The 21,911-nt window shown below is 63.6% G+C and carries 21 protein-coding genes; 14 read left to right on the top strand and 7 right to left on the bottom strand.

The window, feature by feature from the left end; genetic code table 11:
• Window positions 1–80: 80 nt before the first annotated feature.
• Window positions 81–1,832 (bottom strand): arsenical pump-driving ATPase, encoded by a 1,752-nt coding sequence (arsA, locus tag F3I16_RS20230; RefSeq protein WP_160495327.1) that lies wholly within the window; start codon window positions 1,830–1,832, stop codon window positions 81–83.
• A 9-nt stretch (window positions 1,833–1,841) separates the two neighbouring features.
• Window positions 1,842–2,921, bottom strand: a complete 1,080-nt coding sequence (arsB, locus tag F3I16_RS20235) for an ACR3 family arsenite efflux transporter (RefSeq protein WP_178116698.1) — start codon at window positions 2,919–2,921, stop codon at window positions 1,842–1,844.
• A gap of 109 nt (window positions 2,922–3,030) precedes the next feature.
• Between arsB and F3I16_RS20240 the strand changes: the two genes are divergently transcribed.
• The 8 genes from F3I16_RS20240 (at window position 3,031) to F3I16_RS20275 (ending at window position 13,373) form a co-directional block, all read left to right on the top strand.
• A complete protein-coding gene (locus F3I16_RS20240) occupies window positions 3,031–3,813 on the top strand; it encodes a metalloregulator ArsR/SmtB family transcription factor (protein WP_160495328.1) in 783 nt (260 codons plus the stop codon).
• Window positions 3,814–3,900: 87 nt separating this feature from the next.
• Window positions 3,901–4,905 (top strand): ArsJ-associated glyceraldehyde-3-phosphate dehydrogenase, encoded by a 1,005-nt coding sequence (locus tag F3I16_RS20245; protein WP_160495329.1) that lies wholly within the window; start codon window positions 3,901–3,903, stop codon window positions 4,903–4,905.
• Between the two features lie 172 nt (window positions 4,906–5,077).
• Window positions 5,078–6,301 carry an organoarsenical effux MFS transporter ArsJ gene (arsJ, locus tag F3I16_RS20250; protein WP_160495330.1) on the top strand — a complete coding sequence of 408 codons (1,224 nt, stop codon included), beginning with the start codon at window positions 5,078–5,080 and terminating at the stop codon, window positions 6,299–6,301.
• 242 nt (window positions 6,302–6,543) lie between these two features.
• Window positions 6,544–7,458 (top strand): cation diffusion facilitator family transporter, encoded by a 915-nt coding sequence (locus tag F3I16_RS20255; RefSeq protein ID WP_372239666.1) that lies wholly within the window; start codon window positions 6,544–6,546, stop codon window positions 7,456–7,458.
• Complete coding sequence (locus tag F3I16_RS20260) at window positions 7,455–10,322, top strand: cation-translocating P-type ATPase (RefSeq protein WP_160495331.1); 2,868 nt, start codon at window positions 7,455–7,457, stop codon at window positions 10,320–10,322. The genes F3I16_RS20255 and F3I16_RS20260 overlap by 4 nt, the downstream gene beginning before the upstream one ends.
• Window positions 10,323–10,331: 9 nt before the next feature.
• The gene (locus F3I16_RS20265; RefSeq protein ID WP_160495332.1) at window positions 10,332–11,774 is read left to right on the top strand and encodes a permease; all 1,443 of its coding nucleotides are present in this window, start codon (window positions 10,332–10,334) and stop codon (window positions 11,772–11,774) included.
• Between the two features lie 22 nt (window positions 11,775–11,796).
• Window positions 11,797–12,039, top strand: a complete 243-nt coding sequence (locus tag F3I16_RS20270; RefSeq protein WP_160495333.1) for a thioredoxin family protein — start codon at window positions 11,797–11,799, stop codon at window positions 12,037–12,039.
• A complete protein-coding gene (locus F3I16_RS20275) occupies window positions 12,039–13,373 on the top strand; it encodes a hypothetical protein (RefSeq protein ID WP_256670250.1) in 1,335 nt (444 codons plus the stop codon). Before F3I16_RS20270 ends, F3I16_RS20275 begins: the two co-directional genes overlap by 1 nt.
• A 59-nt stretch (window positions 13,374–13,432) precedes the next feature.
• Here F3I16_RS20275 and F3I16_RS21030 read toward each other — a convergent pair whose 3' ends face one another.
• Window positions 13,433–13,681: a hypothetical protein gene (locus F3I16_RS21030; RefSeq protein ID WP_178116697.1), complete on the bottom strand. Its 249-nt coding sequence runs from the start codon at window positions 13,679–13,681 to the stop codon at window positions 13,433–13,435.
• Window positions 13,682–13,768: 87 nt separating this feature from the next.
• Here F3I16_RS21030 and dusA point away from each other — a divergent pair, with 87 nt between their 5' ends.
• The gene (gene dusA / locus F3I16_RS20280; protein ID WP_160495334.1) at window positions 13,769–14,779 is read left to right on the top strand and encodes a tRNA dihydrouridine(20/20a) synthase DusA; all 1,011 of its coding nucleotides are present in this window, start codon (window positions 13,769–13,771) and stop codon (window positions 14,777–14,779) included.
• Window positions 14,780–14,855: 76 nt separating this feature from the next.
• Window positions 14,856–15,779: a transaldolase gene (gene tal / locus F3I16_RS20285; RefSeq protein WP_160495335.1), complete on the top strand. Its 924-nt coding sequence runs from the start codon at window positions 14,856–14,858 to the stop codon at window positions 15,777–15,779.
• 62 nt (window positions 15,780–15,841) lie between these two features.
• Here tal and rssC read toward each other — a convergent pair whose 3' ends face one another.
• Together rssC and rssB are read right to left on the bottom strand one after the other, a co-directional pair.
• Entirely contained in the window at window positions 15,842–16,336 is a 495-nt protein-coding gene (rssC, locus tag F3I16_RS20290; RefSeq protein ID WP_160495336.1) for an anti-sigma factor antagonist RssC, read from the bottom strand.
• Window positions 16,333–17,517: a two-component system response regulator RssB gene (gene rssB, locus F3I16_RS20295; RefSeq protein ID WP_160495337.1), complete on the bottom strand. Its 1,185-nt coding sequence runs from the start codon at window positions 17,515–17,517 to the stop codon at window positions 16,333–16,335. The genes rssC and rssB overlap by 4 nt, the downstream gene beginning before the upstream one ends.
• A 216-nt stretch (window positions 17,518–17,733) precedes the next feature.
• Between rssB and F3I16_RS20300 the strand changes: the two genes are divergently transcribed.
• On the top strand, window positions 17,734–18,033 hold the full coding sequence (locus F3I16_RS20300; protein WP_160495338.1) for a PilZ domain-containing protein: 300 nt from the start codon (window positions 17,734–17,736) through the stop codon (window positions 18,031–18,033).
• Between the two features lie 59 nt (window positions 18,034–18,092).
• On the opposite strand, the gene F3I16_RS20305 is transcribed toward F3I16_RS20300, so the two are convergent.
• Window positions 18,093–18,794, bottom strand: coding sequence for a VacJ family lipoprotein (locus F3I16_RS20305; protein ID WP_160495339.1), 702 nt, complete (start codon window positions 18,792–18,794; stop codon window positions 18,093–18,095).
• A gap of 109 nt (window positions 18,795–18,903) precedes the next feature.
• On the opposite strand from F3I16_RS20305, the gene F3I16_RS20310 reads away from it, so the two are divergent.
• The 3 genes from F3I16_RS20310 to F3I16_RS20320 all read left to right on the top strand — a co-directional run bounded on the left by F3I16_RS20310 (window position 18,904) and on the right by F3I16_RS20320 (window position 20,698).
• Window positions 18,904–19,320, top strand: coding sequence for a thioesterase family protein (locus tag F3I16_RS20310; protein WP_160495340.1), 417 nt, complete (start codon window positions 18,904–18,906; stop codon window positions 19,318–19,320).
• A gap of 67 nt (window positions 19,321–19,387) precedes the next feature.
• Entirely contained in the window at window positions 19,388–20,038 is a 651-nt protein-coding gene (locus F3I16_RS20315; protein ID WP_160495341.1) for an HAD family phosphatase, read from the top strand.
• Window positions 20,039–20,434: 396 nt separating this feature from the next.
• Complete coding sequence (locus F3I16_RS20320; protein WP_160081140.1) at window positions 20,435–20,698, top strand: DUF4404 family protein; 264 nt, start codon at window positions 20,435–20,437, stop codon at window positions 20,696–20,698.
• Between the two features lie 272 nt (window positions 20,699–20,970).
• Here the strand turns inward: F3I16_RS20320 and queF are convergent, their stop codons facing one another.
• Entirely contained in the window at window positions 20,971–21,801 is an 831-nt protein-coding gene (queF, locus tag F3I16_RS20325) for an NADPH-dependent 7-cyano-7-deazaguanine reductase QueF (protein WP_160495342.1), read from the bottom strand.
• Window positions 21,802–21,911: the final 110 nt, after the last annotated feature.

Consider the following 21,911-nt stretch of genomic DNA (forward strand, 5'->3'; position numbering starts at 1 on the left):
CGGCCTATTCCGCTCGGCCCGATGCACTATGGCCTTCAAGCAGAAAGGCCCGCTAATGCGGGCCTTGGCGTTGCCGCGGACTACTTGCCGAGTGCCAGCAAACGCTCAACCCCTACCGGATCCTCGGGCATCAGCGCAATCACCGCATAGCGCTGGGCGTGCTCGTGCGCCACACGCTCAATCTCCCTCAGCTCATTGGCTGCCCGCTTGCGCAGCAGAGGTGATGCGGTTTTTGCGGCGGCGATGCTGTTGTTGATCACCCATGCCCAGGGCTCGATGCCGGCACGCCGCAGATCAGCTTGCAGGCTCGCGGCCTCCAGCACCGGCGTGGTTTCAGCCAGGGTCACCAGCAGCACCTTGGTCTGTTTCGGGTCCTGGAGCTGCATCATCGGGGTGGAGAAACGCATGTTGCTGCCCGCCATCTGCCGGGCGATGTCGCGGTGATAAGCCCCAGTGGCATCCAGCAGCAGCAAGGTGTGCCCCGTCGGGGCTGTGTCCATTACCACGAACTTTTTGCCGGCTTCACGGATGATTCGCGAGAAGGCCTGGAATACGGCGATCTCCTCGGTGCAGGGTGAACGCAGATCCTCGGCCAGCAGCGCCCGAGCCTGCTCATCCAGGCCCGCGCCCTTGGTTTGCATGACGTGATCGCGATAACGCTGCGTCTCTGCATGCGGATCGATTCGGCTTAGCGTCAGATGCTCAAGCGTGCCATCCAGTGTCTCGGCAAGGTGCGCGGCAGGGTCAGAGGTAGTCAGGTGCACGGGCAAGCCACGGCGGGCCAATTCGACGGCAACTGCCGCGGCGAGGGTCGTTTTCCCCACGCCCCCCTTACCCATCACCATGATCAGGCCATGACCGCTCTCGGCGATCTCGTCGATCAGGTGTTTGAGTCGCGGCGCGTCCAGTTCCATCGCTGCACTGGACGGCGCCGGTTGGCCGGCCTCGTCCTCGACCAAAAGCTGTCGCAGGGCATCCAGCCCCACCAGGTTGAAGGCCTTCAAGGGCAGCAGATCGAGCGGCAGTGTGCGCAGCGCTGGTGGCATGGCAGCGATTGCAGCCTGTTCACGCTTATAGACGGCGGCGGCCAGGGCATCCCGCTGCGCCTCACTCGCCGGCAGCACGCCGTTGATCACCAGGTACTGCTCCTGCAAGCCGATGGCTGCCAGTTCCTCACGGGTACGGGCCGCCTCGCGCAGGGTGGCTGCCTGCGCCCTGGCAACCAGAACCAGCCGGGTCTTGGCAGGATCAGCAAGTGCTTCTACTGCCTCGCGGTACTGGTCACGCTGTTTGTCCAAACCGGCCAGCGGGCCAAGGCAGGATGCATCACCTTGCCCCGCCTCCAGGAATCCACTCCAGGCACCCGGCAGTTGCAGCAGCCGAATCGTGTGTCCAGTCGGCGCCGTATCGAAAATAATGTGGTCGAAGCGGGCCTTCAGATCGGCATCGACCAGCAGCGAGGTGAACTCGTCGAAGGCGGCAATCTCGGTCGTGCAGGCCCCCGACAGCTGCTCCTCCATGCCCTTGACCACGTCATCCGGCATGACACCTCTCGCCGGGCCGACAATGCGATCCCGATAGGCCTGGGCGGCGCCCTGTGGGTCGATCTCCAGGGCCGCCAGGTTTTCTACCGCAGGCACGGCGGTGATCTGGTTGCCGATCGCCAGACCGAATACCTGCCCCACATTGGAGGCCGGATCGGTACTGACCAGCAGCACGCGCTTGCCCTGACGGGTCAGTTCCAGGGCTGTCGCGCAGGCAATGGAGGTCTTTCCGACCCCGCCCTTGCCGGTGAAGAACAGGAAGCGTGGTGCATTGTCGATAAAGCGCATGCTGACCCCTTAGCGATTGTCGAGGCCGCTCTCGTACCAGTTGCGTGTGCTGTTGACCATGCGTACCAGCCAGAGCATCACGGGCACCTCGATCAGCACGCCGACTACTGTTGCCAGGGCGGCGCCCGAGTTGAATCCGTACAAGACAATGGCCACGGCTACGGCCAGCTCGAAGAAGTTCGAAGCTCCGATCATGGTGGCCGGGCCGGCCACGTCGTGACGTACCTTGAGGGTATGGCAGAGCCAGTAACCCAATGCGGCGATGAACAGGGTCTGCACCAGCAGGGGAATCGCAATGATGGCGATGATCAGGGGTTGCGCGACTATGGACTCGCCCTGGAAGGAGAACAGCAAGATCAGGGTCGCCAGCAGAGCCAGAATGGAGAACGGCGAGATCTTCGCCAGGGCCTGCTGAAAGTAGGCCTCGCCGCGCTTCATCAAGCGGGCTCGCAGGAACTGGGCGATGGCCAGCGGGATGACGATGTACATCACCACGGAAAGCAGCAGGGTGTCCCAGGGCACTGGGATCGAGGAGACGCCCAGCAGCAGCGCCACGATGGGGGCGAAGGCGAACACCATCACCAGGTCATTGAGGGCCACCTGGGTCAGGGTGAAGTTGGCATTGCCCTTACACAGGTTGCTCCAGACAAACACCATCGCCGTGCAGGGCGCGGCACCGAGCAGGATCAAACCGGCCATGTAGCTATCCAGCTCCTCGGCGGGCAGCCAGGGCGCAAACACCTGCTTGATGAAGAACCAGCCAATCAGCGCCATGGAAAACGGCTTGACCGCCCAGTTGACGAACAGGGTGACGAACATGCCGTTCTTCTGTTGGCGCACTTCGCTGATAGCGCCGAAGTCGATCTTCATCAGCATCGGAATGATCATCACCCAGATCAGCAGGCCGACCGGGATATTGACCTTCGCCACTTCCAGGGCGCCGACGGTTTGGGCGGCGGCGGGGACGAGCAAGCCCAGCACTGTGCCCACCACGATGCAGAGGAAAACCCACAGGGTCAGGTAGCGCTCGAACACGCCGAGCGGAGCCCCGGCGGCCTGCTTCATGGCGACTTCACACGCATTGCTCATCGTTGCTGCCTCTCCTGATTCGCTTGGCCCGTGGCGCCAATAATATTCACTTTACCGAATATTCGGAAAACAATATATTCGCCCACATGCATCTTTGCCAGAGATCAACATGAGCCGGAAAAAGCGTGTCCTGTTCCTCTGTGTCGCCAACTCCGCTCGCTCACAGATGGCCGAAGCCCTGCTGCGCCATACCGCCCCGGAGCATTTCGAAGCCTACAGCGCCGGTTCCGCCCCCACCGAGGTGGATAGCCGCGCACGCGAGGCGCTGGAGCAGCTTGGCATTGCCACTGACGGTCTGTTCAGCAAGTCCATCGAGCAGGTCGCTGGCGAGCCCTTCGACTATGTGATCACCCTGTGTGACAAGTCCGCCCTGGAGTGCCTGGCGCTGCCTGGCGCCGGCGAGTACATCGCCTGGAACTTCGCAGACCCGGCGGCAAGCGCCCAGAAAGACGCCTACCGCAAGACCCTGCATGAGATCCATGAACGGATAAAGATGTTCGTGCTGATCAAGAGCAAGCCGACTCAAGAGCCCGCCGGCGATCACCCGATGTCGCCAACCGAGGTCTTCAAATGCCTGGCTGACGAGACCCGGACGCGCATCGCCTTGCTGGTCACCCTGGAACAGGAACTGTGTGTCTGCGAACTGACCTCGGCACTGGAAGAGGCGCAACCCAAGATCTCCCGCCACCTGGCCCTGCTGCGCGGCTGCGGCCTGCTGGAGGATCGGCGCAATGGCCAATGGGTGTACTACCGCCTGCACCCGCAGCTGCCGGAATGGGTGACCGATATCCTCAAGCAAACCCTGGACTGCAATGCAGAGTGGCTGCGCCAGGACGTGCAGCGCCTCTGGCAAATGCGTGATCGCCCCGGGCGCAAGCCGGCCTGCGACTGAATGCAGGGCCATGCAATAGCCCACTCACCTCGACTGGATTCCCCAGTCCGGTGCCACCCACTAATTCCAGCAGCGAAGACGAAGAACATGGCTATCAAGATTGGCATCAACGGTTTCGGTCGCATCGGTCGCCTGGCGCTGCGCGCCTCCTGGGACTGGCCCGAGTTCGAATTTATCCGCATCAACGATCCGGCCGGCGACGCCGCCACCCATGCGCACCTGATCAACTTCGACTCGGTACACGGTCGCTGGCACCACGAAGCCGGCAGTGAGGGCGATTGCGTGGTGATCGGCGGCAAGCGCATCCAGGTGACCGCCAACAAGGCGATTGCCGACACTGACTGGTCGGACTGCGATCTGGTGATCGAAGCCAGCGGCAAGATGAAGACCGTGGCGGTATTGCAGGCCTACCTCGATCAAGGCGTGAAGCGCGTGGTGGTTTGCGCGCCCGTGAAGGAGCAAGGCGCGCTGAACGTGGTGATGGGCGTCAATCAACAGCTGTTCGATCCGGCGCAGCACCGCATCGTTACCGCTGCCTCCTGTACCACCAATTGCCTGGCTCCGGTGGTCAAGGTGATCCACGAGAACCTCGGCATCCGCCATGGCTCGATCACCACCATTCACGATCTGACCAACACCCAGAGCATCCTCGACACCCCGCACAAGGATCTGCGCCGTGCACGCGCCAGCGGCATGAGCCTGATCCCGACCACCACCGGTTCGGCCACCGCCATTGCCGAGATTTTCCCCGAGCTGCGCGGCAAGCTGAACGGCCACGCCGTGCGTGTGCCGCTGGCCAACGCCTCGTTGACCGACTGCGTGTTCGAGGTCGAACGGGCCACCACGGTGGAGGAAGTCAACCAACTGCTGAAGGCGGCGGCCGCCAACCAACTGAAAGGCATCCTCGGCTACGAGGAACGCCCGCTGGTGTCCATCGATTACCGCACCGATCCGCGTTCCTCGATCATCGATGCGCTGTCGACCATGGTCATCAATGGCACCCAGGTGAAGCTGTATGCCTGGTACGACAACGAGTGGGGCTATGCCAACCGCACCGTGGAGTTGGCCAGGCTGGTCGGTCTGGCCGTTTGATCAACCAAGGCAACCGCAGGCTGTTGGGCTTCACCGCCTTGCGGTTCAACCCAACCTACTGGCCCCTGGTCATCTCGTAGGTTGCGGTTGAGCGTAGCGAAGCCCAACACGGTCGCTCACCTATGCAACTGGCGGAAGACCGGCGGCTAATCAGGCCAACAAGGAAACAAGCATGAAGGCGTTGTCAGCCCTGGCCCCGGAGGTCAAACAGTACCTGCTGGTGACCGGCAATTACTGGGCATTCACCCTCACCGATGGCGCCTTGCGCATGCTGGTGGTGTTGCACTTCCACAGCCTCGGCTACTCGCCGCTGCAGATTGCAGCGCTGTTCCTGTTCTACGAGATCTTCGGCGTAGTCACCAACCTGGTCGGCGGCTACCTCGGCGCTCGGCTGGGCCTCAATCGCACCATGAACATCGGCTTGGCCATGCAGGTGGTCGCACTGCTGATGCTCACCGTGCCCGCTGCCTGGCTGACCGTGCCCTGGGTCATGGGCGCGCAGGCGCTGTCGGGGATCGCCAAAGACCTCAACAAGATGTCGGCCAAGAGCTCCATCAAGCTGCTGGTGCCCGATGCCCGGCAGGGCACGCTGTACCAGTGGGTGGCGATCCTCACCGGCTCGAAGAACGCGCTCAAGGGCGTGGGCTTCTTCCTCGGCGGCGCCCTGCTGGCCGTGCTCGGTTTTGCCGGCGCGGTATTGGCCATGGCCGCCGTGCTGGCAGTGATCTGGCTCTCCAGCCTGTTCCTGCTGAAGAAGGATCTGGGCAAGGCCAAAGCCAAGCCCAAGTTCAGGGACATCCTCTCCAAGAGCCGGGCGATCAACATCCTCTCCGCCGCCCGCCTGTTCCTCTTTGGCGCCCGCGATGTCTGGTTCGTGGTCGCCCTGCCGGTGTACCTGAGCACGGTTTTCGGCTGGGACTTCTGGATGGTCGGCGGCTTTCTGGCCAGCTGGATCATCGGCTACGGCATCGTGCAGTCCTTCGCGCCCGCTCTCACCGGCAAGCGCAGCGGGCATGTGCCCGATGGCCGTGCGGCCTTCCTCTGGGCGGCGCTGCTGGCCGGTATTCCCGCCGCCATTGCCCTGGGCCTGGATAGCGACTGGCCCAAGCAGGCGCTGCTGGTGGGCGGGCTGCTGATCTTCGGCGGCGTGTTTGCCATCAACTCGTCGCTGCACAGCTACCTGATCGTCAGCTACGCCAAGGAAGACGGCGTGTCGCTGGATGTCGGCTTCTACTACATGTCCAACGCGCTAGGCCGGCTGGTCGGGACACTGTTGTCCGGCTGGGTCTTCCAGCAATACGGGCTGCAAGCCTGCCTGTGGGTCTCCAGCGCCTTCGTCGTGCTGGCCGCGCTGATATCCATCGGCCTGCCCAGGCATCAGCAGCTGGCGAGCTAAGAACCTGTTTACGATCTTTTGGACTAGAGCCAGACAAGGCAAAAACAGCCGAGGAAGCGGAGTTTACGAGCTGTAAATGAGCATTCCGAGGCTGTTTTTAACGCCGTATGGCCGACGGCCAGGAGATCGTAAACAGGTTCTAAGCGCGTGGGTGGTTCTCGACTGGAGCCTTGATCTAGCACATGGGAATAGGCACCAAGTCCCTCTAAGCTCGACAGCAGGTGACAGAGGGTGGAAAGCAGGTGATAACGCACAGCCATGAGCATGACGGGCACAGCCATCCCCCTACCGATGCCCGGCAATACGACCGGGCCTTTGCCATCGGCATCGCTCTCAATCTCGGCTTCGTTCTCGTCGAGGCCTTCTATGGCTGGCAGGTAAACTCGCTGGCCTTACTGGCGGATGCGGGACACAACCTGAGCGATGTGGCCGGCCTGATCCTGGCGTGGGTAGCCCTGATTGCCTCGCGCCTGCATGCCAACGAGCGGCATACCTACGGTTGGCGCAAGGGCTCGATCCTCGCCAGCTTCCTCAATGCCATCATTCTGCTGCTGGCGATGGGCTCGCTGGGCTGGGAGTCCATCCAGCGCCTGCAACACCCCGAGCCCATGGTGGGTGAAACCGTCATATTGGTCGCCGGCATTGGGGTGGTGATCAACGCAGTCACCGCCTGGCTGTTTATGTCTGGCAGCCGCACCGACCTCAATCTGCGCGGAGCATTCCTGCACATGGCGGCCGATGCCCTGGTATCGGTGGGTGTCGTGCTGGCTGGGTTGCTCTACCTCTGGCAAGGCTGGCAGTGGATCGATCCGGTTCTCAGCTTGCTGATTGCAGCGGTGATCGTCCTCGGCACCTGGTCGTTGTTCCGCCAGTCGTTGCACCTGATGTTTGACGGCGTTCCCGAACAGGTCGATCTGCCAGCGGTGCGTGAATACCTGCTGGGGTTGCCGGGTGTCTGCGACGCGCATGACTTGCACGTCTGGGCCATGAGCAGCGCAGAGATTGCGCTCACTGCCCACCTGTCGGTTGGCGGTGATACCGACCGAGACGCGCTGTTGCGCACGGCCACCCAGGGCCTGCATGAGCGGTTTGCCATCGATCACGCGACGATCCAGCTGGAGCACGACAGCGGCTGCCAACTGAGCTGCTCCCGATGAAGCGCGAAACGAGTCCTGGCGCTCAGGTATCCACACCGGCGTATTTGCTGGATATCGAGCGGCTGGCCGAGCAACTAAAGGCCGACATTCGTCTTGGGCTAACCAGTGCTGAGGCGAAGGCTCGTCTGACTCGCGATGGGCCGAACGAGCTGGTGACGCAAGCGGCCATCCCCGCCTGGAAGCACTTTCTGGCGCAGTTCCAAGATCCGCTGGTCTATCTGCTGCTCGCCGCCGTGGCGATAACCCTGGGCATCTGGCTGCTTGGCGACCGCAGCGACTGGCCCATCGATGCCCTGGTCATCGTCACGATCATGCTGATCAATGCCCTGCTCGGGTTCTTGCAGGAGGCCCGCTCGCAACGGGCCGCAGCGGCCCTGGCGAAACTCACCGAGACCACCTCCGCGGTTATCCGCGATGGCGCCCTGGCACGCATCCCCAGCAGCCAACTGGTCACGGGCGATCTGTTGGTGCTGGCCGAAGGGGATTCGGTGGGCGCCGACGCCCGCCTGGTCGAGGCGAATGCCCTGCGTGTGCTGGAGGCGTCGCTGACCGGCGAGAGCGAAGCGGTGTCCAAGCATGCTTTACCTTTGCCGGTACAAGTGCCCCTGGCAGAGCGCGCCAACATGGTGTTCAAGGGCACCGCCATTGCCGAGGGCAGCGGGCTCGGTCTGGTGACGGCGGTGGGCATGACGACCGAGGTGGGGGCTATCGCTCACCTGCTGGACAGCACTCCCGATGACGCCACTCCGCTGCAAAAAGAGGTACGGCAAATTGGCCGCATGCTCGGCATCGGCGTGGTGGTCATCGCCGCCGTGGTGGTAGCGACAGTGCTGCTGCTGACGGACATTCGGAGTGCGGCGGATGTGGTCGCCGTGCTGATGCTGGGCGTATCCCTGGCTGTCGCCGCCGTCCCGGAGGGCTTGCCGGCGATCCTGTCACTGGTGCTGGCCATGGGCGTACAACGCATGGCCGGCAACAAGGCGATCATCAAGAAGCTGTCTTCGGTCGAGACGCTGGGCTCCGCCTCGGTGATCTGTTCGGACAAGACCGGCACCCTGACCCGCTCCGAGATGACCATCCAGCGGACCATGACGGCCTCCGGCAACGCGAGTGTCAGCGGTGTCGGCTACGCGCCCGAAGGACAGGTCCAGCATGCCGACAAGGCCCTGTGCTGTGGTCCGGTGCACAGTGAGCATGTTTTGCTCCTGCGTGGCGGCAGCCTGGCCGGCAATGCCGAGCTGCAACAGCTGGAAGATGGCACCTGGGTCATCCAGGGCGACCCCACGGAAGCGGCCTTCCTGGTGGCCGAGCGCAAGCTGGATGCTCCCGCACGCAGCAAGGAGCGCTTCGAGCGAGTTGGCGAAATTCCCTTCACGTCCGAACGCAAGATGATGTCGGCGCTGGTCATCGACCATGAGCAGGACGGTGAGCGCCTGCTGATCAGCAAGGGCGCTCCCGATGTGTTGCTCGGGCACTGCACGCGCGTTCAGGTCGGCATGGATGTCGTGCCGCTGACGGACGACATCCGTGCCCGAGCCCTGGCCGATGTGGATGAGCTCTCCGGAGCGGCGCTGCGCACGCTCGCGGTGGCCTATCGACCGCTGCTGGCGGATGAGCTGGTGACCGCCGGCCCTGCCCTGGAGAATCAGCTGATATTCATTGGCACGGTCGGGATCATCGACCCACCACGCGAGGAGGTGGCCCCGGCAATTGCCGATGCCCACCGGGCCGGTATCCGCATCATCATGATCACCGGAGATCACCCCCGCACCGCCGCGCGCATCGCCGAGGATCTGGGCATCATCGAGGCGGGCGCCGGTGCCCTGACCGGAGCCGACATCGACCAGCTGGATGATGCCGGTCTGGCTGAAGCCGTGAAGCGAACCTCGGTGTATGCACGGGTAGCGCCTGCGCACAAGCTGAGGATCGTCGATGCGCTGCAGGCTCAGGGCCATGTGGTGGCGATGACCGGGGATGGGGTCAACGATGCCCCGGCCCTGAAGTCCGCCGACATCGGCATTGCCATGGGAATTACCGGAACCGAGGTGACCAAGCAGGCCGGCAAGATGATCCTGGCGGATGACAACTTCGCCACCATCGTCGTCGCCGTGCGTGAGGGACGCGCCATTCTGGACAACATCCGCAAGTTTCTGCGCTACCTGCTGTCCTCGAACATGGGCGAAGTGCTGACGGTCTTCCTCGCGGTGATCGGCGCCAGCCTGATCGGTCTGGTCGATGCCAATGGCGCAATAGTTCTGCCGTTACTGGCCACCCAGATTCTCTGGATCAACCTGATTACCGATGCAGCCCCTGCGCTGGCCATGGGCATCGACCCGCAGAGCGACGATGTGATGGCCAGGCGTCCGCGCCGCCCGACTGATCGGGTCATCGATGCGCGCATGTGGCGTGGCGTGATGCAAAATGGTCTGGTCATGGCGCTGGCCAGCCTGGCGACCTTTGACTGGTTGCTGCCGGGCGGCCTGCTACCGGGCAGCGCCTCACTAGAATCGGCGCGAACCGCCGCGTTCACCGTGCTGGTTCTGGCGCAGCTGTTCAATGCGTTGAATGCACGCTCCGAATCGGCCAGTGCCTTCCGGGGGATCTTCGACAATCTCTGGCTGTGGGTCGCTATTGCCCTGGGCATTGGCTTGCAAGTGGCGGTTGTCCATTGGCAGCCGCTCAACCGGGCTTTCAGCACTGTCCCCCTGACCATCGAACAATGGCTGATCTGCCTGGCTATGGGCAGCCTGGTGCTGTGGTTCAGCGAACTGCGCAAGGTTTTCCTACGTGCTATAGACCGACGTCAAAACCCGCCAAAGCCCATTCACTATCATGGACACGAGCCGTCTAATGCCAAGGACTGAGGACTCCCCATGGAACTCGTACTCCAGCTACTCAACGGTGGTGCCGGCAGCCTGGCCTCCTACCTGGCGGCCCACGTGCTGCTCTGCCTGTTGCCGGCGTTCTTCATCGCTGGCGCCATGGCAGCCCTCATTCCCAAAGCCAGCATCACCCACTGGCTGGGCCGCCATGCGCCGGTCTACGTGTCCTATCCGGCGGCGGCGCTGGCGGGATCTCTGATCGCCGTCTGTTCGTGCACCATCGTGCCGCTGTTCGCGGGCGTCTATCGCAAAGGTGCGGGTATCGGCCCGGCGATCACCTTTCTGTTCTTTGCGCCGGCCGGCAACATCATGGCTCTGGCCTATACCGGCAACATCCTGGGGGCGGACTTTGCCATCGCCCGCTTGATCCTCTGCCTGGTGTTCGGCATCGGCATCGGCTTGCTGATGGCCACTCTGTTCTGGAAGGACGACCAGAGCCACGACGCCCGGTCCGATGCCCTGTTCGCCGACAGGGCCAGCGTTTCCCGGCCGGCATTGGGCGTATTGCTGTCTTTGGTGGCCCTGCTGATTGCCGGCACCCTGAAGCTCTGGCCACTGAGCGCAGACCTATTCAGCCTCAGCATCCCGCTGTCCTGGGCCCAGACCTGGCAGGATCGTCTGTTTGCCTGGGTGCCATTCGACGCCAGCAAGGGCGAGGAGGGTGTCAGCTTCCAGGGCTCCACACTCATCGCCCTGCTGCTGATGATCGCCGCCACGGCCAAGCGCGGCCTGGATAACATCACCGAAGGAGCCAGTGGCTGGACGTGGCTTGCGCTGGGTCTGGCCGCCAGCACCTTGCTGATCGCCTCGCTACGCCTGACGCCAGGGCCCGGCATCTTGACCTTTACCTTCACTGGTCGCGTATTGGCCGTTGCACTGACCATGCTCTCCACCTGGCATTTTGCCCGCCAGCTGCCCGCCGAGGATTGGCAGGGCTGGCTGTGGGAAGCCTGGCGCTTCGTCAAGCAGATATTCGTGGTGCTGGTGGTGGGCGTATTCATTGTCGGCATGGTGCGCCAGGTCATTCAGCCCGAGTGGATTGAAACCCTCGCCGGCAGCAACTCGGTGCTGGCCAATGCCGTGGCTGTTGGCTTCGGCGTATTCATGTACTTCCCAACCCTGGTGGAGGTGCCGGTGGCCAAGATGTTCCTGGATCTGGGCATGCACCCGGGGCCGCTCCTGGCCTACCTGATGGCCGATCCCGAGCTGAGCCTGCAGAGCATGCTGATGGTGGCCGCCGTGATTGGCCGCAAGAAGACCGCCGCCTACGTCGGGCTGGTCGGCTCATTCAGCATCGTCGCCGGCCTGCTGTTCGGTGCCTGGGTCGATGGCACCGGCTGGCTGACCCTGGGTACCGGGATGGCTGCCTGGCTGCTCGTAGTGGCCGGTCTCTATCTGTTGATCCGCCGTCAACGCACACAAACCGCAAGCTGACCAACACACGAAGGAGCTGCATATGCTGAACGTCAAAATCCTCGGTTCGGGCTGCGCCAACTGCAAGAGACTGGAAGCGGTTGCTCGCGAAGCCGCGCAGAGCCTGAACATCCAGGCCGAGTTCGAAAAAGTCACCGACATGAGCAAGATCATGGCCTACGACATCCTCGCCACGCCTGCGCTGGTAATCGACGAGAAGGTGGTCAGCAGCGGCAGGATTCCGACCGTTGCGGATATCCAGGCCTGGCTCTCGGCGGCGCAGTGATGGCTCGAATCAAGACCATGACGTCCCGGACGCCAGCATCGCTTCCATATGCAATCCCCGGGGCCTCCGCCATTGAGGCTCTGAACAACAAGTGTTTTTGCATCAGCCTCAGTGAGCAGGCGCTGCGTTCGGCGCTGGCGTCGGAAATCGGCCAGCCAGGGTTGCTGGAACTGATACGCGAGCGTTGCCCCTATCTGTTTGCCGCGTTACCGGTGTTTGTCTCCGCAGATCACCTGACGCGCATGGGCGATTTGATTCGGGCCATTGAGTCCGTCATTGCTCTGCCGGCCTATCGCGAACAGGTTCTGGCCACGGCGCCGGCCATTGCCCGACATGACCCAGGCGGCGCCCGAGGCGCCTTCTTTGGCTACGACTTTCATGTGGCCGATGACAGTTTCGGCTTGATAGAAATCAACACCAATGCTGGCGGCGCGATGCTCAACGCCGTGCTGGCCAGGGCGCAACGGGCCTGCTGCCCGGCGATGGATAGCCTGCTGCCTGCGCCAATCCTGGCGAGTACGCTGGAAGCCAATATCGTGGCGATGTTCCGTCACGAATTGTCGCTCAGTGGCCGTCAGCAGCCACTGCGCACAATCGCCATCGTCGATGAGGCACCTGCACAGCAGTACCTGTACCCCGAGTTCCTGTTGTTCCAGCAACTGTTTGAGCGGCACGGCCTGCAAGCAGTGATCGTCGATCCGACTGAATTGAGCTTGCGTGACAACCGGCTGTGGCACGCTGATCTGGCCATTGACCTGGTCTACAACAGGCTGACCGATTTCTACTTGGCGTCCCCATCCTGCGACACCTTGCGCGAGGCCTATCTGTCGAACGCAACGGTGCTTACCCCCCATCCGCAGGCGCACGCCCTGTATGCCGATAAACGCAACCTGGCCCTGCTCAGCAATGCCGACAGCCTTCAGGCACTGGGCGTGGCCCCGAGCATTCAGGCTATTTTGCTGGCCGGCATTCCGCGCACGGAAATAGTCACGGCTGAAAATGCGCAGCGCTTATGGAGTGAACGGCGCACGCGGTTCTTCAAGCCCATCGCGGGGTTCGGCAGCCGCGCCGCGTACCGAGGGGACAAGCTCACCAAACGTGTCTGGCAGGACATTCTTGCCGGCGAGTATGTGGCGCAGGCACTGGTGCTACCCGGTGAGCGGGTGATCTCGGCTGACGCGCCTGCGCAGGCACTAAAGTTCGACCTGCGCGACTACGTGTACGACGGCACGGTGCAATGGGTGGCGGCACGTCTCTATCAAGGGCAGACCACTAACTTTCGAACCCCAGGTGGCGGTTTCGCCCCCGTCTACGAGTGGCCAGTGTCGCTCTAGCTAGAGCTCAACCCAATAGCCTCGTCAGTTACTGGTCGGAAACGTCACCATGCCCCTGATCAAGCGCCATGCAGCGTCAGCCAGATCAGCAGCAGTGCTTTGATTTCTTTCCATGACCGGCAAAAGACGACCAGCGGTGCCGCTTCGCCGCCCTTCACTGGCGCAGGACCCATGCACTGCCGGTCAAACGTCTGAGCTTCCTGATAGACTTGCGCGCCACCACCCATGATCCGGATCTGGGCCGTGTACCCGAAGGTTCCGTCTTTCCTTTTTCCGCTTCCCGATCGTCGCCATCCGACTTGGGGCATGATTTTTTGAGGCTGGTAAATTTTTCCAGTGGATCTTCAAAAGCAAGCGAAAACAGGTAAGAACAGCCGCAAATCAGACAGACCAAGATGCACACAGAATCAGCTTCAAAGCCAGTAACCACGCGGCATGAGCCTTCCCGCCGCTTCTCCGTGGCGCCGATGATGGACTGGACAGACCGCCACTGCCGCTTCTTCCTGCGCCAGCTGTCCAGCCAGGCCCTGCTGTATACCGAGATGGTCACCACCGGCGCCCTGCTGCACGGCGAGGCCGAGCGTTTCCTGCGCTACAACGCCTGCGAGCACCCGCTGGCCCTGCAGCTCGGCGGCAGCAACCCGGCGGAGCTGGCGGCCTGCGCCAGGCTGGCCGAGGAACATGGCTACGACGAGGTCAACCTGAACGTCGGCTGCCCCAGCGACCGGGTGCAGAACAACATGATCGGCGCCTGCCTGATGGGCCATCCGCAGCTGGTGGCCGACTGCGTCAAGGCCATGCAGGACGCGGTATCCATCCCGGTCACGGTCAAGCACCGCATCGGCATCAACGGCCGCGACAGCTATGCCGAGCTGTGCGACTTCGTCGGTACGGTGCGCGATGCTGGCTGCACCAGCTTCACCGTGCATGCGCGCATCGCCATCCTCGAAGGCCTGTCGCCCAAGGAAAACCGCGAAGTGCCGCCGCTGCGCTATGAGGTCGCAGCGCAGCTCAAGCAGGACTTCCCGGCGCTTGAGATCATCCTCAATGGCGGGATCAAGACCCTGGAGGAATGCCAGCAGCACCTGCAGACCTTCGACGGCGTGATGCTCGGCCGCGAGGCCTATCACAACCCCTACCTGCTGGCCCAGGTCGACCAGCTGCTGTTCGGCCAGCAAGGCCCGGTAATCAGCCGCGCCGAGGCGCTGGCGCGCATGCGCCCGTACATCGAGCAGCACATCGCCGAGGGCGGCGTGATGCACCACATCACCCGCCATGTGCTGGGCCTGGCCCAGGGTTTCCCCGGCGCGCGGCGCTTCCGCCAACTGCTGTCGGTGGACGTGCACAAGGTCAAGGACCCGCTGGCCCTGCTCGACCAGGCCGGCGAGCTGCTCGCCGGCCGCTGAAACCTGCAAGCCAGACCGTTGAGCGGCACTCGCCGCTCGGGTAAGGTCATGACACTTGCAACGACAGGGTTTCGTCATGACTTCCAAGCTGGACCAACTCAAGCAGTACACCACCGTGGTCGCCGACACAGGCGACCTCGACGCGATCAGCCGGCTCAAGCCGGTGGACGCCACCACCAACCCCTCCCTGCTACTCAAGGCCGCCGCCCTGCCGCGCTACGCCCACCTGCTGGATGAAGCGGTCGCCGGCTGCCAGGGCGACCTGGGCCTGGCCTGCGACCGCTTCGGCGTGGCGGTCGGCCAGGAGATCCTCAAGGTGATTCCGGGGCGGATCTCCACCGAGGTGGACGCGCGCCTGTCCTTCGACACCCAAGCCACCCTGCGCCGCGCCGAGCGCATCATCGGTCTGTACGAGCAGGCCGGGATCGGCCGCGAGCGCGTGCTGATCAAGATCGCCTCCACCTGGGAAGGCATCCGCGCCGCCGAGCAGCTGGAACAGGCCGGTATCCAGTGCAACCTGACCCTGCTGTTCTCCTTTGCCCAGGCGGTGGCCTGCGCCGATGCCGGCGCGTTCCTCATCTCGCCCTTCGTCGGGCGCATCTACGACTGGTACAAGAAGGCCGAAGGCCGCGACTTCGTCGGCGCCGAAGATCCGGGCGTGCAGTCGGTGACGCGCATCTACCAGTACTACAAGGCCAATGGCTACCAGACCGTGGTGATGGGCGCGAGCTTCCGCAATCTGGGCCAGATCGAGCAACTGGCCGGCTGTGATCGCCTGACCATCAGCCCGGACCTGCTGCAGCAACTGAGCGACGACCAGGGCGAGCTGCCGCGCCTGCTCAGCGCGAGCGCCGGCGAACCGCGCCAGGTGCTGGACGAGAGCGCCTTCCGCTGGGCCCTCAACGAAGACGCCATGGCCACCGAGAAGCTGGCCGAGGGCATCCGCCTGTTCGCCCGCGACCAGGAGAAGCTCGAGGCACTGCTCGCCGCGCGCACCTGATTCCCGGACAAAGAAAAAGGGCGATACCTTTGCGGGTATCGCCCTTTTTTGTAGCCGTGGACTCAGCTGCGTTCCAGCGCGTTGACCAGATCGTGGAAGGCTTCGCGGTTGGACTCGTTGAGGCCCATGAGGATGCGATGGGCTTCCAGCACCTTGGCCTTGACCACTTCTTCCGAATGATCCTGCGACGGCAGGTCATCCAGGCACTCCGGGCACGGGATCGGTTTATCGACGATGTTGAACACCTGATCGAAGCCCATCGACTGCAGCAAACGGGTGATGTCCGGATGGGTGGTGACCAGGGTCGGCAACAGGCCGATCTTCTGTCGCGACAGGATCGAGAGCTTGGCCAGCAACCCCAGGGTCGTGCTGTCGATGCTGCGGGTTTCCGTCAGATCGATGACGATCGCCGAGAAATTCAGCGCCGTGAAGATTTTTTCGATTGTGGAGTCCAGCGCCGAACACAGGGTCAGGCGGATCTCGCCGACAAACTTCAGGACGAAGGTACCATCCTGCTCGGCAAACTGGATTCGACCGGGGCTATTCCCAGGATTCATGCAAGGTTCCTGCTCAACACCAGCAAGGCGATATCATCGGGCATCTCGCCCAGATTGGCCAGCCCGAAGACCTGACGCAGGCCATCGAGCGTGCCGCCCGCCGAGCACACCAGTTGTGGCAGCACGGTTTCCTTGTCTTTGAGTGTCTCGCCGGGCAAAAGGTCCAGGATGCCGTCGGACAGCAGGGTCAGGCTGAACGCCTCCGGCAGGTCCATTTCCAGGTCGGAATACACCGCTTCCTCGAACAGCCCGACAGGCAGGCCGCGGCCTTCCAGGTAACGCGCCTGGCCGTCGCTGTACAGCACCGGCAGCGGCAGGTGCCCGCCGATGCTGTAGGTCAGCTTGCCGCTCTGCTCGTCGATCACCCCGCCGAGCATGGTCACGTGCTTGCCCAGCTTGCAGTTGATCAGGCCGCGGTTGATGTGCCCCAGCACATCGGAGGGTTTGAACTCGGGCAATACCCCACCCCGGCGCGACTCGTACAGCAGGCGCGTGGTCATGAACTTGAGCAGCACGGTGACGAAGGCCGACGAGGCGCCATGCCCGGAAACATCGGCCAGATAGAAGACGATGCGGCGCTCGTCGACACGGAAGTAGTCGACGAAATCGCCGGACAGATACAGCGACGGAATGATGTGGTGGGCGAAATTCAGCCCGTCGGCCTGCCAGGGGGTTACCGGCAGCATGTTCATCTGCACCTGGCGCCCGGCGTTCTGGTCTTCCTCCAGCAGGTGCAGGCTGGCCTGCAGCTCGCGGTTGGCGGTTTCCAGCTTCTCGCGGTAGCGCTGGTTCTCGACGCGCAGGTGCGCGCGATCCAGGGCCCGATGCACCGAGTGCTCGAGCACCGCGAGGTCTTCCAGCGGCTTGATCAGGTAGTCGGCGGCGCCCAGGCGCAGGGCCTCGACCGCATCGCTCATGACCCCCGCACCGGAGACCACGACCACCGGCACTTCGGTGTCGAGCGCGTTGATCCGGCGGATCAGTTCGAGGCCGTCCACCTGGGGCATGCGCAGGTCGCAGATGACCAGGTCCGGACGTTGCAGCTCGAACACTTCCAGCCCCTGCAGCCCATTGCTAGCCTGCAGGACGCTGAAACCGCTGTCTTCGAGGTAGGCGGCGAGGCTGGCGCGGACCACCTCGTCATCATCAATAATCAGCAGCTTGGCGCTGGGATTGTGCATGCGTTATCCAGGCAAAGGACGCCGGAGGGGGAAGTTGACGATTAGCGCGCGGCGATTTCCGCAACACCTGTGCACGGTCATTTCACGGCGCAGACGGTACTACCATCCGCGGGGTGATTCAAGCTGGCGCCGATTGTCGTTCTGCGACTTTACACCTCAAATCGACGAGGGTTATAAGTGCCAGGAGGAGCACCCCAAAACAAGAGGACAGGGTCCATGAGCCAAAGCGATCGTGCCTACAGTGAAAAACGCGATTTCATCCGCATGCGCCTGGAGGCACCAGTCACGCTGCATCTCGAAGGCCGCAGCATTCCCGCCCTGTGCCTCGACCTGTCGAGCACCGGCATGCAACTGGAAGCCGAGTGCGCGCTGAGCCTGGGGCAGATGGTCAAGGTGCACATCGCCTCCGACCACAACGAGCTCAAGGGCCTGGATGCCGAAGGCGAGGTGATGCGCATCATCGACCTGGGCGGCGGGCGCCAGTCCATCGGACTGGCCATCCTGTCGATGACCTGAGTAACAGTCAGACATGAAAAAGGCGGCCGAGGCCGCCTTTTTCATGTCTGTGCAGACGATCAGAAATCGTCCACCACCTCGCCGTCCTGCACGCGGAACTCGCGGTTCTGCAGGTAGGCGTTGCGGATGAAGATGTACTTGTCGCCGCTGACCATCTTTTCCGCCGAGAGCAGGCTGGCGCGCGCGTCGACCACATTCACCCCGCGGGTGACGTTGCGGGTCGGCACATGGTCGATGTAGGGGTACATGCCCAGGTAGCTGTCGGGGATCTTGGCCGGGGCGTCGCGCAGGCTGCTCGGGCCGAGGAACGGGATCACCAGGTACGGGCCGCTGCCCAGGCCCCAGGCGCCGAGGGTCTGGCCGAAGTCTTCGTCGCTGCGCTGCAGGCCCATCTCGGTGGCCACGTCGAAGAAACCGAGCACGCCGAAGGTGGTGTTGAAGATCAGGCGGCCGGTATCCACGCCCGCGTCATGCACCTTGCCCTGCAGCAGGTTGTTGGCCAGGTTGCCGACGTCGCCGATATTGCCGAACACGTTGTGTACGCCGTCCTCGAGGAACTGCGGGGTGACCTTCTGGTAGCCCTGCGCCAGCGGCTTCAGGGCGTAGGTGTCGAGGGTATCGTTGAAGCGGAAGACCGGCCGGTTGAAGGCCTCCCACGGGTCGTCCTCGGAGGCCTGCGCCAGTGCCGGCAGCAGAACCAGGGTGGCACAGACACACAGGCGACCCAGGCGGTCGATCCAGCTTGCAGCGGCTACGCGCATTTGCAGTCTCTCCTTGGCATTAGTAGTGTGGCGGCCCGCAGCCAGCCTTCAATGTGGCGCAGTATAAACAGCAGTGCCGGTTTAAGGCAGCAGCAAAGTGGACGAAAGCATGGCGGAAAAGCAGCTCCTGCATACAGCCCATATCCCGGTTCGCTGGGGCGACATGGACAACTACGGCCACGTCAACAACACCGTCTACCTGGAGTACGTCCAGGAAGCGCGCGTGGAGTGGTTCGCCCTTGTCGGCATCGCCATCGACCACGCGCCGCAGGGGCCGGTGGTGCTGCAGACCCTGCACACCTACCTCAAGCCGGTGGTGCATCCGGCCACCGTGGTGATCGAGCTGTACGCCGGCGCGGTCGGGCGCAGCAGCCTGGTGGTCGAGCACCGCCTGAGTACCCGCGAAGACCCGCACAGCTGCTACGGCGAAGGCCATTGCAAGCTGGTCTGGATCGACCATGCCAGCAACGCCTCGGTGCCGGTGCCGGACAGCCTGCGCCGCGTCATGGGCGCCCCGCCCGCCTGAAACCCGCTGTCATCGGATCGTCACTGAACCGGCCTAGGCTGCCGGCATATCCTCGGGGACCTTCGCCATGCCCGGCTCGCCTGCTGTGCCCGCCTTCAATGCCCTGCTGCTGGGCCTCTCCGGCTGCCTGGTGGACTTTGGCGCGCGCACCCTGCCGGTCGCCCGCGCCCACTGCCTGGATGACAGCGAGCTGTTGCCGGCACTGCTGGCCAGCGCCGCGGAATATGCCGAACGCTTGCCCGGAGTCGACGAACTGCTCAACCAACTGCAGCGCCAGCAGCTGCCCTGCGCCTGGCTGGACGAGCTGCCCGCCGCGGCCAGTGCGCGCCTAGCCCGGGCACTACCGAGCTGGCTGCCGGCGGCGCAGGTCGGCGCGGCACGCCCCTGGCCGGCGCCGGACAGCATCTGGCAGGCCCTCGCCGGCCTGCAGGTCGACAACCTGCACGGCTGCGTGCTGATCGCCAGCGAGCCGCGCCTGCTGCAGGCCGGGTTGAATGCCGGACTGTGGTGCATCGGCCTGGCCACCTGCGGCTCGCTGTGCGGCCTGGCCCTCGGCGACTGGCAGGCGCTGCCCGGCCCCGAGCGCGACAAGTTGCGCGTCGCGGCGACCCTGCAGCTCTATCGCCTCGGCGCCCACTCGGTGATCGACCACCCCGGAGAAATCCCCGCCTGCCTGCAGGACCTGGCCATGCGCCGGCAGAAAGGCGAAAAACCCTGAAAGACAAATCCCCCGGCCATTTGACCCGGATCAGGCAAGAGCGCCGCGGCTGGATTAACCTTCACGCAAAGGGACGAACCTTTGCCACGTGGCCAGGGTCTGTTCCCGTTTCATTCACGGCCGCGACGGAGCCCGTTTTTGCGCGGAGCTAGGCGCGAGACGCGAGGTTTGGTGGTCCAAATGAGCCGTCGAGTAACGACGTCCCGCGCAAAAATGGGCCCGTCCCTGCGGGTTGCGCGTAAAATTGCGCCATGCGTCGTTGCGGGACTTGCCAAGGGAATGACCATTGCCTGCGTCCCACGCCTAGCCTGGCGCGATTTTGCGCAGCAACGCGGTTCGCGAACGAAACGGGAACAGACCCTTGGGTCCACTTTGTAGTCTTGAAGGAGAGCAACCATGCCCGAACGCCTGCAGCAACATCTTCAGCAACTGCGCGAAGAGCTGGCCACCGATATCCCGCTGGACGCCGACGACCGCGCCGCCCTGCTCGAACTGATGCAGGAGATCGACCTGAAACTGGCCAAGGAGCTGGCCAGCGCTCCGGACGCCAGCCTGGTCGACGGGGTCAACCTGGCCGTGGAGCGCTTCGAAACCCAGCACCCGACCCTGGCCGGCACCCTGCGCAATATCCTGCAGAGCCTGGCCAACATGGGCATCTAGGCCACGCTCCACGTAGGAGCGGCTTCAGCCGCAAACCACGGCCCATAAAAAGCCCGCATCTGCGGGCTTTTTCGTTAGCTATGTAGCTGTTACGCGTTGCCACGCCGCGCTGCTGTTTGGCTCAAGCGCCCGCGGTGGCTGCTCTGGCTGTTCGTGGGAGCGAATTCATTCGCGATCAGGGCCTACGCCGAACTGCCTGTCTATCGCGGATAAATCCGCTCCCACTCAAGCTCGATGGCCTGTGCAACACGGAACGGGTACATAGCCTTTCGTTACTGGCGCACCAGCCGCCGGTTGTCCGGGCTGATCGGCGCCGTGCTGCGATAGGGATTGATATCCAGCCCGCCGCGGCGCACGTAACGCGCATACACGGTCAGCCGCTGCGGCTGAAGCAGGCGCTGCAGGTCGAGGAACACCCGCTCCACGCACTGCTCATGGAAGTCCTGGTGCTGGCGGAAGCTCACCACGTAGGCCAGCAGGCTGGCGGCATCCAGGCGCGGGCCTTGGTAGTCGACCACCAGGGTGCCCCAGTCGGGCTGGCCGGTGACCGGGCAGTTGGACTTGAGCAGGTGGCTATACAGGGTTTCCTCGACGATCTCGCCGGCGGTGCAGCGCAGCAACTCTGGGCGCGGATGGGCGTAGTCGCTGACCGCAATTTCCAAGTCGTCGATGCAGCGCCCCGGCAGCACGGCCACACCCTCGGCGGCCACCGCATCCAGGCTGCGCACCCGCACCGTCACCGGCGCAGCGGCGCAGGTGGACAGGTCGCGCGCCAGCACCTGCTCGACCTCGGCCTGGCTGGCATAGATGCTCTGGTTCAGCGAATTGAGGTAGAGCTTGAACGACTTGGACTCGATGATATTCGGCGAGTCGGCCGGGATAGCGAATTCGCCGATGGCCACCACCGGCTTGCCTGAAGGCAGCAGCCAGGACAGCTCGTAGCAGTTCCAGTAGTCCACGCCCTGGTAGGGCAAGGTGCTGGCCGTCAGCCCCAGTTCGGCCCACTTGGTGGCGCGCGGAATGGGAAACAGCAGCTCGGGAGCGTAGCTGGAAAGGTATTCGCTGGATTTGCCCAGCGGCGAGTGTTCGGCGGGATGCTGCATGGCGACGGCCTGGAAAGCGGAAAACGGCGGGCATTATACGCCCAAGGACCGGGGCTGCGTTTCGATCACACGGAGCCTCGGTGGAGAACAAATCGTAGGGTGCGCCGTGC

Origin of the sequence: Pseudomonas sp. L-22-4S-12 (genome assembly GCF_009799935.1) — a bacterium.
Classification (GTDB): domain Bacteria; phylum Pseudomonadota; class Gammaproteobacteria; order Pseudomonadales; family Pseudomonadaceae; genus Aquipseudomonas.

Coding starts and splice junctions, on each gene's coding strand:
- arsA (WP_160495327.1), bottom strand. CDS start 1,832: ATGCGCTTTATCGACAATGCACCACGCTTCCTGTTCTTCACCGGCAAG.
- arsB (WP_178116698.1), bottom strand. CDS start 2,921: ATGAGCAATGCGTGTGAAGTCGCCATGAAGCAGGCCGCCGGGGCTCCG.
- F3I16_RS20240 (WP_160495328.1), top strand. CDS start 3,031: ATGAGCCGGAAAAAGCGTGTCCTGTTCCTCTGTGTCGCCAACTCCGCT.
- F3I16_RS20245 (WP_160495329.1), top strand. CDS start 3,901: ATGGCTATCAAGATTGGCATCAACGGTTTCGGTCGCATCGGTCGCCTG.
- arsJ (WP_160495330.1), top strand. CDS start 5,078: ATGAAGGCGTTGTCAGCCCTGGCCCCGGAGGTCAAACAGTACCTGCTG.
- F3I16_RS20260 (WP_160495331.1), top strand. CDS start 7,455: ATGAAGCGCGAAACGAGTCCTGGCGCTCAGGTATCCACACCGGCGTAT.
- F3I16_RS20265 (WP_160495332.1), top strand. CDS start 10,332: ATGGAACTCGTACTCCAGCTACTCAACGGTGGTGCCGGCAGCCTGGCC.
- F3I16_RS20270 (WP_160495333.1), top strand. CDS start 11,797: ATGCTGAACGTCAAAATCCTCGGTTCGGGCTGCGCCAACTGCAAGAGA.
- F3I16_RS20275 (WP_256670250.1), top strand. CDS start 12,039: ATGGCTCGAATCAAGACCATGACGTCCCGGACGCCAGCATCGCTTCCA.
- F3I16_RS21030 (WP_178116697.1), bottom strand. CDS start 13,681: ATGCCCCAAGTCGGATGGCGACGATCGGGAAGCGGAAAAAGGAAAGAC.
- dusA (WP_160495334.1), top strand. CDS start 13,769: ATGCACACAGAATCAGCTTCAAAGCCAGTAACCACGCGGCATGAGCCT.
- tal (WP_160495335.1), top strand. CDS start 14,856: ATGACTTCCAAGCTGGACCAACTCAAGCAGTACACCACCGTGGTCGCC.
- rssC (WP_160495336.1), bottom strand. CDS start 16,336: ATGAATCCTGGGAATAGCCCCGGTCGAATCCAGTTTGCCGAGCAGGAT.
- rssB (WP_160495337.1), bottom strand. CDS start 17,517: ATGCACAATCCCAGCGCCAAGCTGCTGATTATTGATGATGACGAGGTG.
- F3I16_RS20300 (WP_160495338.1), top strand. CDS start 17,734: ATGAGCCAAAGCGATCGTGCCTACAGTGAAAAACGCGATTTCATCCGC.
- F3I16_RS20305 (WP_160495339.1), bottom strand. CDS start 18,794: ATGCGCGTAGCCGCTGCAAGCTGGATCGACCGCCTGGGTCGCCTGTGT.
- F3I16_RS20310 (WP_160495340.1), top strand. CDS start 18,904: ATGGCGGAAAAGCAGCTCCTGCATACAGCCCATATCCCGGTTCGCTGG.
- F3I16_RS20315 (WP_160495341.1), top strand. CDS start 19,388: ATGCCCGGCTCGCCTGCTGTGCCCGCCTTCAATGCCCTGCTGCTGGGC.
- F3I16_RS20320 (WP_160081140.1), top strand. CDS start 20,435: ATGCCCGAACGCCTGCAGCAACATCTTCAGCAACTGCGCGAAGAGCTG.
- queF (WP_160495342.1), bottom strand. CDS start 21,801: ATGCAGCATCCCGCCGAACACTCGCCGCTGGGCAAATCCAGCGAATAC.